Origin of the sequence: Geodermatophilus normandii (assembly GCF_003182485.1) — a bacterium.
Classification (GTDB): Bacteria; Actinomycetota; Actinomycetes; order Mycobacteriales; family Geodermatophilaceae; genus Geodermatophilus; species Geodermatophilus normandii.
Map to the genome: position 1 here is coordinate 4481679 of NZ_QGTX01000001.1, position 12292 is coordinate 4493970.

Annotated in this window: 9 protein-coding genes and 2 tRNA genes; 4 read left to right on the forward strand and 7 right to left on the reverse strand. The window is 70.3% G+C overall.

Features of this window, described 5'->3' with window-relative positions; translation table 11 throughout:
- Window positions 1-99: 99 nt before the first annotated feature.
- From clpX to JD79_RS21580, 6 genes are all read right to left on the reverse strand, one after another.
- Window positions 100-1374: an ATP-dependent Clp protease ATP-binding subunit ClpX gene (clpX, locus tag JD79_RS21555; RefSeq protein ID WP_110007177.1), complete on the reverse strand. Its 1275-nt coding sequence runs from the start codon at window positions 1372-1374 to the stop codon at window positions 100-102.
- 307 nt (window positions 1375-1681) lie between these two features.
- Complete coding sequence (locus JD79_RS21560) at window positions 1682-2311, reverse strand: ATP-dependent Clp protease proteolytic subunit (RefSeq protein WP_110007178.1); 630 nt, start codon at window positions 2309-2311, stop codon at window positions 1682-1684.
- Window positions 2312-2329: 18 nt separating this feature from the next.
- Complete coding sequence (locus JD79_RS21565; RefSeq protein ID WP_425454181.1) at window positions 2330-2965, reverse strand: ATP-dependent Clp protease proteolytic subunit; 636 nt, start codon at window positions 2963-2965, stop codon at window positions 2330-2332.
- Window positions 2966-3272: 307 nt separating this feature from the next.
- Window positions 3273-4757 carry a trigger factor gene (gene tig, locus JD79_RS21570; RefSeq protein ID WP_110007179.1) on the reverse strand — a complete coding sequence of 495 codons (1485 nt, stop codon included), beginning with the start codon at window positions 4755-4757 and terminating at the stop codon, window positions 3273-3275.
- 86 nt (window positions 4758-4843) lie between these two features.
- A tRNA-Pro gene (locus tag JD79_RS21575) sits at window positions 4844-4917 on the reverse strand.
- Window positions 4918-4931: 14 nt separating this feature from the next.
- Window positions 4932-6380: an amidase gene (locus JD79_RS21580; protein ID WP_211308101.1), complete on the reverse strand. Its 1449-nt coding sequence runs from the start codon at window positions 6378-6380 to the stop codon at window positions 4932-4934.
- A 45-nt stretch (window positions 6381-6425) separates the two neighbouring features.
- Here JD79_RS21580 and JD79_RS21585 point away from each other — a divergent pair.
- The 3 genes from JD79_RS21585 (at window position 6426) to JD79_RS21595 (ending at window position 8113) form a co-directional block, all read left to right on the forward strand.
- Window positions 6426-6499, forward strand: a tRNA-Gly gene (locus JD79_RS21585).
- A gap of 215 nt (window positions 6500-6714) precedes the next feature.
- Window positions 6715-7230, forward strand: coding sequence for a hypothetical protein (locus tag JD79_RS22335; protein WP_146220516.1), 516 nt, complete (start codon window positions 6715-6717; stop codon window positions 7228-7230).
- A 520-nt stretch (window positions 7231-7750) separates the two neighbouring features.
- Window positions 7751-8113: a hypothetical protein gene (locus JD79_RS21595; RefSeq protein ID WP_110007181.1), complete on the forward strand. Its 363-nt coding sequence runs from the start codon at window positions 7751-7753 to the stop codon at window positions 8111-8113.
- Between the two features lie 195 nt (window positions 8114-8308).
- Here the strand turns inward: JD79_RS21595 and JD79_RS21600 are convergent, their stop codons facing one another.
- Window positions 8309-9913: a hypothetical protein gene (locus JD79_RS21600; protein WP_110007182.1), complete on the reverse strand. Its 1605-nt coding sequence runs from the start codon at window positions 9911-9913 to the stop codon at window positions 8309-8311.
- A gap of 173 nt (window positions 9914-10086) precedes the next feature.
- Here JD79_RS21600 and JD79_RS21605 point away from each other — a divergent pair, with 173 nt between their 5' ends.
- Window positions 10087-12291 carry a DUF2461 family protein gene (locus JD79_RS21605; RefSeq protein ID WP_146220517.1) on the forward strand — a complete coding sequence of 735 codons (2205 nt, stop codon included), beginning with the start codon at window positions 10087-10089 and terminating at the stop codon, window positions 12289-12291.
- The last annotated feature ends 1 nt before the right edge of the window (window position 12292 follow it).

Sequence of the window (12292 nt, forward strand, 5' to 3'; positions counted from 1 at the left end):
CCCTTGAATGCGGCGTCAGCGCACACGCTCCTGACCCCACACGCGAGCGAGCCCGCCCCCGGGGTCGGGGACGGGCTCGCTCGGGAGGATCTCGGCGCGTCAGGCGCTCTTCTCGCGGCGCTCGCGGGTGGGCTTGCGCGGCACGATCGTCGGGTTGACGTGCTCCAGCACGACCTCCTTGGTGATCACCACGGAGGCGACGTCGTCGCGGCTGGGCACCTCGTACATCACCGACTGCAGCACCTCCTCCATGATCGCCCGGAGCCCGCGGGCACCGGTGCCACGGAGGATGGCCTGGTCGGCGATCGCCTCGAGGGCGTCGTCGGAGAACTCCAGCTCCACCCCGTCGAGCTCGAACAGCCGCCGGTACTGGCGCACCAGGGCGTTCTTCGGCTCGGTGAGGATCTGGATCAGCGCGTCCCGGTCGAGGGCCTGGACGCTGGTGATCACCGGGAGCCGGCCGATGAACTCGGGGATCATGCCGAACTTCAGCAGGTCCTCGGGCATGACCTCGGCGAAGGCGCTGGAGGCCTCGATCTCCTTCTTGCCGCGGATCTCCGCGCCGAAGCCGATCCCCTGCTTGCCGACCCGCTGCTCGATGACCTTCTCCAGACCGGCGAAGGCACCGCCCACGATGAACAGCACGTTCGTCGTGTCGATCTGGATGAACTCCTGGTGCGGGTGCTTGCGGCCGCCCTGCGGGGGCACCGACGCCGTCGTCCCCTCGAGGATCTTCAGCAGCGCCTGCTGCACGCCCTCGCCGGAGACGTCGCGGGTGATCGACGGGTTCTCGCTCTTGCGGGCGATCTTGTCGACCTCGTCGATGTAGATGATCCCGGTCTCGGCCCGCTTGACGTCGTAGTCGGCGGCCTGGATCAGCTTGAGCAGGATGTTCTCGACGTCCTCGCCGACGTAGCCGGCCTCGGTCAGCGCCGTGGCGTCGGCGATCGCGAACGGGACGTTGAGCATCCGGGCGAGGGTCTGCGCCAGGTGCGTCTTGCCGCAGCCGGTCGGGCCCATCAGCAGGATGTTGGACTTGGCGAGCTCGACCGAGTCGTCCCGGCCGGCGCGCTCACCGCCGGCCTGCACCCGCTTGTAGTGGTTGTAGACGGCGACGGCGAGCGTGCGCTTGGCCTTCTCCTGGCCGATGACGTACTGCTCGAGGAAGTCGTGGATCTCGCGGGGCTTCGGCAGCTCGTCGAACTTGAGGTCCGACGACTCCGAGAGCTCCTCCTCGATGATCTCGTTGCAGAGGTCGATGCACTCGTCGCAGATGTAGACGCCGGGGCCAGCGATGAGCTTCTTGACCTGCTTCTGGCTCTTCCCGCAGAACGAGCACTTGAGCAGGTCACCACTCTCACCGATTCGTGCCACCTGCTGACCTCCACCTCGGGGGAAGCAGGTCCTCGGGGGTAGGGACCTGCGGATGACGTGTCACTGATGTGCCCGTGTTCGGTCCCGCTGGTGGCGGGTGCCGCGAGGACGGCCCTCCCGGCGCTGCCGGCCGGGGATCGGGCGCTCGCCGACGGTACCTGCCGCCACCGACGCCGCGGGGGTCCGACGCCCCGGTGCGCCGGGGGCGGTCGACTCGCTCGTCACTCCCGGCACTGCCCCCCGAACGGTACGGGCTGCGGCCGCGACACGCGCGGATTCTTCCCGCGCCGTCCGGGGGACGGCGTGCTCACGCCGTGGGCAGGGCGTTGAGCTTCCGGCTCTGGATGACCTCGTCGACGATGCCGTACTCCTTGGCCTCGGTCGCGGTGAGGATCTTGTCGCGGTCGATGTCGGAACGGACCTGCTCGGCCGTCCGGCCGGTGTGCCGCGCGAGGATCTCCTCCATCTGCGTGCGCACCCGCTCGATCTCGGCGGCGTGGATCTCCAGGTCCGAGACCTGGCCGCCGGCCTCGCCCGAGGGCTGGTGGATCAGCACCCGGGAGTAGGGCAGCGCGAGCCGCTTGCCCGGCGTCCCGGCCGCGAGCAGGACGGCGGCGGCCGAGGCGGCCTGCCCCATGCACACGGTCTGGATGTCGGGCCGGACGAACATCATCGTGTCGTAGATGGCCATCAGCGACGTGAACGAGCCACCGGGCGAGTTGATGTAGATCGTGATGTCGCGGTCCGGGTCGGCCGACTCCAGCGTGATCAGCTGGGCCATGACGTCGTTGGCCGACGCGTCGTCGATCTGCACCCCGAGGAAGATGATGCGCTCCTCGAAGAGCTTGTTGTACGGGTTGGACTCCTTCATGCCGTAGCTCGTCCGCTCCACGAAGGAGGGGAGGATGTAGCGGCTGGAGGGCATCTCGAAGCTCATGTCAGTTCCTCCGAACCGTCAGTTGTCGGTGACCGGGTTGGTGCTGTCGGTCATGGCGGCCCTGCTGACCACGTGGTCGACGAAGCCGTACTCCAGGGCCTCCTGCGCCGTGAACCAGCGGTCACGGTCGGAGTCGCGCTCGATCTGCTCGATCGACTGGCCGGTGTGGAGGGACTGCAGCTCGTTGAGCTCGCGCTTGGTGCGGCGGAACAGGTCGGCCTGGATGGCGATGTCCGCGGCGGTGCCGCCGACGCCGGCCGAGGGCTGGTGCATCATGATCCGCGCGTGCGGCAGGGCGTAGCGCTTGCCCCGCGTGCCGGCGGTGAGCAGGAACTGGCCCATCGAGGCTGCCAGGCCCATGCCGTAGGTGGCGACGTCGCAGTCGATGAACTGCATCGTGTCGTAGATGGCCATTCCGGCGCTGACCGAGCCACCGGGCGAGTTGATGTACAGGTGGATGTCCTGCTTGGGGTCCTCGGCCGAGAGCAGCAGCATCTGGGCGGCCAGCTGGTTGGCGATGACGTCGTCGACCTGGGTGCCCAGGAAGATGATGCGCTCGCGCAGCAGGCGCTCGTAGACCGAGTCGTTGAGGTTCATCCCCCCGGCGGCACCCCGCATCAGCGGGCTGTACGCCGGGTTCGGGTCGGTGCTCACGGGTGGTGTGACCTCCGTTGGCGGTGGATCGAGTCGGTCTCGGTGGGCGGGGAGCGGGGCCGGCGGCCCGGCCGGGCCGTACCCCCGGCGTCCGCCCCGAGTCACGTCGACCCTAACGCGCACCCCCGGGCCGGGAGTCCCGGCGCGGGCCCTGTTCGCCGTCGGCGCAGCGGACCCCGCCGCGACCGGCCGGGAGACGACGGACGCCGCCCTCCCCCGCGCACGCGGGGCAGGACGGCGCCCGTCGGTGGCCCCGTCCCGGGGCTCACCCCGAGCGTGCTCGGGGTGAGGAGGACGGGGTCCTCCGTCAGCCCTTGGTGACGTCCCCGCTGTCCTCGGTCGCCCCCTCGGTGGCCTCGACGGCGACGGCGTCGGCGACCTCGGCGTCGGGCGCCTCGTCCTCGGTGCCGGCGTCGACGGCGTCGGTCGCGGTGTCGTCGGCGGCCGGGGCGGCCTCGGCGGCGCGGACCGTCTGCGGGCGCACCGACTCCAGGTCGACGACGTTGCCCGAGGCGTCGGTGATCGTCGTCTGCTCGAGCAGCTGGGCCAGCGCCTTGGTGCGGCGGACGTCGGCGACGAACTCGGCGATGTTGCCGCCCTGCTGCAGCTGCTGGGCGTACTGCTCCGGGCTCATCCGGCTGCGCGAGGCCTGGGCCATGATCTGCGCCGACAGGTCGTCGTTGTCGACGGTGATCTCGCGGGCGTCGGCGATCGCGTCGAGGACGAACTGGGTGCGCACGGCCTCCTCGATGTTCTTCCGCTGCTCGGCGTCGTAGGCCTCACGGTTCTCGACGCCCGACATGGACAGGAAGGTGTCCCAGTCCAGGCCGGCCTGCTGCATCTCGCGCTGCAGCGCGTCGTTGCGGAACTCCAGCTCGCGGTCGGCGAGGCCCTCGGGGATCGGCACCTCGGTGACCTCGAGGAGGTGCTCGACGAGCTTGTCGCGGGCCTGGGCGCCCTGCTGCATGACCTTCACCCGCGAGAGCCGGGTGCGGACGTCGTCGCGCAGCTCCTCGAGGGTGTCGAACTCGCTGGCGGTGGAGGCGAACTCGTCGTCGAGCTCGGGCAGCTCCTTGGCCTTCACCGAGCGGACGGTGACGGTGACCTGCGCCTGCTCGCCGGCGTGCGGGCCCTGCTGCAGCGCGGTCTCGAAGGTGGCCGACTCGTCGGCGGACAGGCCGCGGACGGCGTCGTCGAGGCCCTCCATGATCGAGCCGGAGCCGACCTCGTAGGACATGCCGCTGGTGGTGCCGTCCTCGAGCACCTCGTCGCCGACGCGGGCCTCGAGGTCGATGGAGACGAAGTCGCCGTCCTGGGCGGCCCGCTCGACGCCGGTCAGCATCGCGAAGCGCTCGCGCATGACCGAGACCTGCTGGTCGATCTCCTCGTCGGTGACCTCGACGTCGTCGACGGTGACCGCCAGGTCCTCCAGGGAGGGGAGCTCGATCTTCGGGGCGACGTCGACCTCGGCGGTGAAGGCCAGGGTGTCGTTGTCGTCGAGGCGGGTGACCTCGATGTCGGGCTGGCCGATGACGCGGACCTGGTTCTCCCGCACGACCTCGGAGTAGACCTCCGGGATGGCGTGCTGGACGACCTGCTCGAGGACGACCGGGCGGCCGATGCGCTGGTCGAGGATGCGGTTGGGCACCTTGCCCGGGCGGAAACCGGGGACTCGGACCTGGTTCTTGAGCTCCTTGTAGACCTCACCGAAGGCGTGGTCCAGGTCCCCCCACGGCACCTCGATCGCCATCCGGACCCGCGTGGGGCCCAGTTCCTCGATGGTGCTCTTCACAGCGGCAGTGCTCCTCGATACGACGGAAGGGGACGCCGGGACCGGCGCCGGGTCGACCCCCGAGTCTAGAGACGCCGGGGGCGGGGTCGGGGTGGCGGGATTCGAACCCACGGCCCCCCGCTCCCAAAGCGGGTGCGCTACCAAGCTGCGCCACACCCCGTGGCGCCCGCGAGTCTAGGCGGGCAGCCGCGGGCGCCGCCCCGCCCACGGTGCGGCCTCCTCCAGGGCGGCCGCGACCCGCACCAGCAGGTCCTCCCGCCCGGCCGCGGCGACGACCTGCACGCCCACCGGCAGGCCGGCGTCGGTGGCGTGCAGCGGCAGGCTGGCCGCCGGCTGCCCGGTCACGTTGAACTGGGCGGTCCAGGGCATGAAGGCGGAGATCCGCCGCCCCTCCTCGCGCGGGCCCGCGGCGGTGAACCAGCCGAGCTCCGGCGGGGGCGCGCCCACGACCGGGGTGACCAGCAGGTCGAAGCCCTCGCCGCCGTCGTCGGCCGGCGTCCAGAAGGAGGCCATGCGGCGGGACCAGCCGCCCAGCCACGCCCGGGCGGCGAGGTACTCCGACGCGGTCAGCCGGTTGCCCACCTGCCGGTAGTACACGTTGCGCGGCTCCAGCTCGTCGTCGGCGATCTCACGGCCGAGGACGCGCTCGTGGTCGGCGAGCATGCGGGCGCAGTCGGCGGCGACGGTCGTGTTGAAGGCCCGGGAGAAGCCGTCGTCGAAGAAGGCGGCCGGGCCGGCCTCCTCGACCGCGCAGCCGAGGTCCTCGAGCAGCCGGCCGGCCCGGGCGACGGCCGCCCGGCACTCGGGGTCGTCGAGGTGGCGCTCGTCGGGCGGGGAGGCGAGCAGGCCGACCCGCAGCCGGCCGACCGGCGCACCGACCTCCTCGAGCAGCGGGCGCGGCAGCGGCGGCGCGGCGTAGGGGTCGCCCGGCATCGGCCGGCCGACGAGGTCGAGGACGGCGGCGGTGTCGCGGACGGTGCGGGTGACGACGCCGTCGATCGTGGCGCCGCCCCACCCCTCCGCGACGCCTGGCCCCTGGCTGACCCGTGCCCTGGTGGGCTTGAGCCCGACCAGCCCGCACGCGGCGGCCGGGATGCGGATCGACCCGCCGCCGTCGCTGGCGTGCGCGACCGGCACGTACCCCGCCGCGACCGCCGCGGCCGACCCGCCGCTGGAGCCACCGGCCGAGCAGGTGGGGTCCCACGGGTTGCGGGCCGGGGCGTTGGCGGCGGGCTCGGTGGTGACCGTGGTCCCGAGCTCGGGGACGTTCGTGCGGCCGAGGACGACGAAGCCGGCGGCGCGGAACAGCGTCGCCAGGTGGCTGTCGCGCCGCCAGCGGATGCCGGCCTGCTGCAGCGGGGCCAGGCCGTAGGCGGTCTCCTCCCCCGCCATGTGCGCGCCCATGTCCTTGAGCAGCAGCGGCACGCCGCGGAACGGCCCGTCGAGCGGCGCGGCGGCCTCGCTGCGAGCGGCGTCGAACCGGTCGCGCAGGACGGCGTTGAGCTGGGGGTCCGTCGCCTCGATGCGCGCGATGGCGGCGTCGACCAGGTCGGCGGGACCGACCTCCCCGCGGCGCACCAGGTCGGCCTGGGCGGTGGCGTCCAGCTCTGTGGGCTCGGTCACGCCCGGACGGTATCGACCCGGCCCGCTACGCTGGGGCGGCACCCCGCGGGTGTAGCTCAATGGCAGAGCCCCAGCCTTCCAAGCTGGCCATGCCGGTTCGATCCCGGTCACCCGCTCCACGCATGACCGCAGGTCAACTGGCCTGTCAGGTTCTCTGGAGAAGCTCTGGAGGAGCCTCCGAACCGCCCGTTTGAACCCTTTCAGGACCCTTGTTCGCCGCTGCGTGGGTCATGAATGGGTCACGCCGAGCGGCCCATACGGCAAGGTTGCAGCCCTCGTTCCTCTCTCCTGGGGCTGCGTGACCACAGTTGGGTCACGCGGTGAGCTCGAGGCCGTGCCGAGCGGCAATCCGTCGCGCGATGTCCTCCACTGGCATCACCAGCCGCTCGGCCGCTGCCAGGGTGTAGACGACGAGGGCGAGGACGGCGTACTGCCACAGCGGGGTCTGCCATCAGCCGGCGTCGTTCAGGAGATCAAGCTGCAGGCCGCCGCGCATGCAGGTGGCGGCGTTCAGAACGTATCGGCTGTTGCGGTGCTCGACACGGCCGCGAAACGTCACCTCCGGGAGGTAGCGATCATGCAGTCCCTCATACAAGAGCGGCTCTGCGTTGGGCGGGCGGGCGAGGTCGAGCGCCGTGACGACGAGCTCAAGCAGCGCGACGCTCGGCATGAACGAGCCGGGCTCGTGGCTCGATTCCGCGGCCGCCAAGAGATCGCCTACATCGTCGCACCGAAGCAGCCCGGACGGCACTGCCTCTTGCGCCCGTCGGTGCAGTACCTCCACATCGACGCGTTCCTGATCCGACACAAGCACAGCGTCGCCGAGCAGATCTCCACCTCCAAGCCATAGCCCGTTGCCACGACGGTGGAGGGGCACCCGGGTCGCCGATGCGGATTGGCTCGGGGCGGGGACATGGGCCGACTGCCGTGGACCCTAAACGCAGGCGGCTGGAGGCTGGCGACACGGCGGCATGGAGTACATGCGAACACCCCTTGGTTCCGCAGACGAGGAAACGCTGAAGCAACGTCTCCTCGAGGAGGAGCCGCCGCGGAAGCCTGACGCGGAGGCGGCCTGAGACGGTGGTCTGGCGCCAGCCGTTTAGACGTCCTGAGCGGAGGGCTGGGCGACGGCTCTAGGTCCGGGTGGGTTTGAACCGACGCCGTCCGGCTCGAGGGGCAACCCCGCCAGGGCCACCCAAGCCATCACGTCTCAATGGCGTCGGGACAGTCGTAACCAGTGCGGGAGCGGCCCGCGGCAAATGCCTGCCCCTTTTCGGTAACCAAGAGCCGCGCTGCCCGTGAACCCGTCGCAGTCGCCTGCCATCCTCGTCCAAATCCTGGTACGCGGCCGGAAAGAAGGGAGGTGCGCGATGGGTCTTGGTATCAACAAGGACTTGGAGCCGCTGGCGCGCGCGGTCGAGCGCCGCGGTGGCACGGTCACTGTGACCGGTAGCAATCACCTCCGCTGGATCCTTGGCGAGTGGACCTACATGACCGGTTTAACGATGAGCGGCTCCAGTGCTCACGCCTGCCGGCGAGACATCGAGCGACATCTCGCCTCTCTTGACGCCCCGGTCGGCACGCATGTGGTCGTCGGCCCGGACGATCGCGGGAAGTTTGAGGTACACCACCCGAACGGTCCGGTGCGCAACGCGAACGGCTACGCACGCACCTTCAGCACCCGCGACGCCGCCAAGCGCGCCGCTCACTCGCTGGATCGAAGGTCTGTCTGACCATCGCCCAGATTCCAGCCCCTTCGCGGATCTACTCTGAACGACTGCGCGGTCGCCGGCATCGCCTGCCTCGGCACAATGCGTGCCGCCGCCCGGCACCACGTCCAGCCGCCTGGACCGGCCGACGCCTTCGACGAGGTGCGGGCCGCCGGGCCTGTCCGCTGGCGGTGCGGCGGGCCATGATGTCGCCAGCACTCAGCGGTGGGCGATCTCGCCGGGGAACCACTCCTCTGGCCGGACTCGTCCCGCGAAGACCCACTCGCCCTCGAGGAACGTGGTGGCGGCCCCCGTGGAGTCCACCCGGTACCGGCCGCCGCCCGGCCGGACCGCCAGAAGCCGGAGCAGAACGGCACACGCCTGAGCGTTGCCGATCTCCGAGGCGAGCCACGTCCCGTCGGCGACCCGCTGGACGCCCACCGAGGTCACCGAGTAGCGGGGCCCAAGACCGGGGTGGGGGGTGCCCAGGGGAGGGTCGTCGAACACCGCCTCTTCCGGGTCGTCGACCAGTCGGCCCAGGTAGGTGAGCACGCCGTCGACGTAGGTCGTCGCGTCTGCGTCCTCGTCCACCCACACCCGGCCGCCCTCGGGGCGGATCGTCAGGAACGAGTCGATCAGGCGAGCAGCGACGGGACCGGGCAACACCTCATCCAACGACAACTGGCCGTCGTAGGTGACCAACGTTCGCATCGCGCCGGAGAGGGTCCACACGTCCCCGCCCCGGGGATACGGCCAGGGCTCGCCCGGCGCGGGAAGGACCTGCTCCTGCTCTTCCTCCACATGGTGAGCCGCTCCTTCGTCCCCGAGCTTCGCCAGGACGCGCTGCAACTGCTCCAGCCGGTCAGCCGTGGAGTCGTGTTCGGGTTCGACGAGGGCACGGGTGAACGCAACGCTGCCCGCCAGGTCGTCGCGCTCGGATTCCGCCGTCGCGGCTCGTCGCTCCGCCTCCTCGGCATTCTGGCTCTGCTTCTCGAGCCGCTTCTTCAGCGCAGCTCGCTTCTTCTCCGACTTCGCGAGACGCTCGCCTTGTTCGGCCGCCTGCTTCTCCGCCAGCTCGAGCTGCTGCTGCAACTGAGTGGCCCGGATCGAACTGGCATCGGCTTCAGCGACCTGCTGGCGCAGGGACTCAGCCTTCGCCTCGAGGTCCTCCCGAGCGGCGTCAACCGCATGGAGCGCGTCTTCTGCCCGCATCCATTCGTCATGCGCGCGCTCGCGATCAGCCTCGATGGAGGCCACCTGTGCGCGGAGGCGGTCGGCCTCCGCGACCGCCTGCTCCGCTCGCTCGGCCCGCTCCTCCAGTTCCTGGATGCGCTCGGCCGAGATAGACGCGCCGGCGGGCGGCCGAGATGGCAGTGCCGCAGCTTCGTGGGCGATGTCGTGCAGATCGTCCACGCAGTCGAGCTTCAGCGTTCCGGCCAGGAGAAGGAGATGGCCAATGTCATTCTCCACCTGCCGGACGGCAACCGGTTCGTCCGGATGCGCGAATCGGTTTCGCACATCCACTGCATGCGTGAGCACCCTGTCCACCTTCGAGAAGGGGATGCCTAGCGCTGTGCGGAAAATCTGCCGCGTGTCACTCAGCTCGCGCCTGCCGAATAGGCACTGGGCGTAGCTCGACAAGTCCCGCCGCCCGAACCTGCCGCGCGTCGGGTGCACCTGGGTCAACCATTCTGGGCCGTACACGTGTTCGAGGTGCGGCCGCATTCGAGCGTGCAAAGCGTCTCCGAGGAGCAGCAGCCCCCGGTCGATCAGGGCACGACCACGAGCTTCGATCCGGTCCTCGAGGCTTTCATTGCTCTGCACTGCATCAGTGTCATTCCACGGTGACGTCCTGATGCCGTTCGACACTCCTCGACCACCCGAACGTGCTGCAGTCGATGGCGCTGCCCCGCAACTGTGCAGGTCGGTGGCACCACGCCTCCCTGCGGTGGTGATCCAACGGCACCCGGGATCCGCTGTGCGGGGAGACTGGTGGAGTGAACGGTGGTGAGGAGACGACGGATCCGACGCCGCACGTGCTGGGCCAGGTGCGGACCACCTTCGGCGACCAGTTCGTGGCCGGCCGCGCGCTCGCGGAGCAGGAAGCCGTGGCCCTGCTGAACAGCCGCGCGGGCTCCCTAGACCGGGACGAGGCGATGCGTCTCGGGCAACTGTTCAACACCCACGAGCTGGCCGGCCGGGTGCGCCAGGACCGGTTCTCCCCCGCGTTCGCCGGGGCGACGATGCAGAGGGTCACCGAGGACCTCGACCGGTTCAACGAGGTCGTGGTCGACCTGTGGACGGCGGACCTAGACGCGGCGCTGGACACGCTCGGGGGGATCCTCGGCGACCGGTCCCGCCTGTCCGGCGCCGGGTCGTCGCTGCCCAGCATGTTGCTCTATCTGCGCGATCCAGACCGGTTCGGGGTGTGCATCAACGCCACCATGCGTGGGCTCGCCGCCGCCCTCCGCTGCCCGCCGTTCCGCGCCGACGGCCGCGTGGAGTACGAGCGGTTCTGCGAGTCGCTCATCGAGTGGCGGACGCGCTACGACGTCGCGCCGCAGGAGGCCGATGCGATCTTGACCGGGCTGTGGCGCAGCGCCCGAGACGAGCGCACTGGGTCCGGCACCATCACACCGTTCGGGCAGGCGCCCCTGAAGTTCCTGGCGGATCTGTCCGCGAACAACAACGGCGCCTGGATGCAGGCGAACCAGGTCCGCTACCGCACCGAGCTTCGTCAGCCGTTCGTCCAGCTGCTCGAGCAGGTCGCCGAAAGGCATCTGCGGGAACTGGACCCGCAGCTGGACACGGCGGTGAAGACCAACCGCGTCCTGGCCTCCATCCGTAAGCGGTTCCCCGACGAGCAGGGCGAGTACTACCCGTACCTGTGGGGGGCGTTCAGCCGAGGCCGCAAGCAGGAAGACGTCCAGCTCGCCGTGTTCGTGCAGCCGGGAGCACTGGAGGTGTCCCTGTTCTTGGGATCGGCCACCGGCGAGCAGCGGGAACGACTGAAGACCGCCCTGACCACCAGGGCCGACGAGCTTTTCGCTTCCGTCGCGCCTCAGCTCGACTGGCTCACCTGGGAGACCCAGGACCGCGAGCACCCGCTCGACGAGGCGCCGCGGCAACTCCCCGTCGGAGACGCCCGAGGTATGCGAGCGTGGTTCGATGCCGGCGGAACATCGATCAAGTGGACGATCCCGGCGGGTGATGCACGCCTCGACGACCCGCAGCTCGCCGACGAGATCGGGAGGCTGTTCCGGGCCCTGCATCCGCTCGCCGCCGCAGCGTGGGGCGACCAGGTAGTGGTGCCGATCGACGCCGAGCTCGAGGCTAGCGGAGACGAGCCCGGCCAGCGGCTGTCAGCCGAGCGCATCGCGGAAGCCTGCTACCTGCCCGCCGAGCTCATCGATGAGTGGGTCGGCGCCCTGACGACCATGCGGCAGGGGCTCTTCTACGGACCGCCGGGAACCGGGAAGACCTATGTGGCCACCACCCTCGCCGAGCACCTCGCCACCTCCGCCGAGCACATCGAGTTGGTGCAGTTCCACTCCGCCTACTCCTACGAGGACTTCATCGAGGGGCTGCGCCCCGACATCACCGCTGACAGCGGTGCGCTCCGCTACACCGTCCGCCCCGGGCTGTTCCAGGAGCTGTGCACGAAAGCGCGTGCCGCGGCCAGTGACACGTTCGTGCTGATCATCGACGAGATGAACCGTGCCGACGTCGCCGCGGTGTTCGGTGAGCTGCTGCTCCTGCTCGAGTACCGCGGTAGCCGATCGGTGCTGCTGCCCTACTCCCAGCGCCGGTTCTCGGTGCCCCGCAACCTCGTCGTGCTCGGCACCATGAACACCGCCGACCGCAGCCTCGCCCTCGTCGACTTCGCGTTGCGCCGCCGGTTCAACGCTTTTCCGCTCGGCCCGAGCCGCGACGTGTTGGCACGGTGGGCGAAGGCCCATCCCGACGTCGACGGAGACCTGGTCGTCAGTCTGTTCGACCTGGTCCTCGACCGCGTCGGACCGGACAGCCCCGTCGCGCCCGGCCACTCGTACTGGATGGTGAATGACGCCGACGCGGTCACCGCGGAGCGGATCTGGTCGTACCAGGTGTGGCCCTACCTCGCCGAGCACTGGTTCGAACAGCCGCAGCAGCTCGCCGCACTCGACCAGGACGTCCGGGCGCTGATCGCCGAACGAAGCTGAC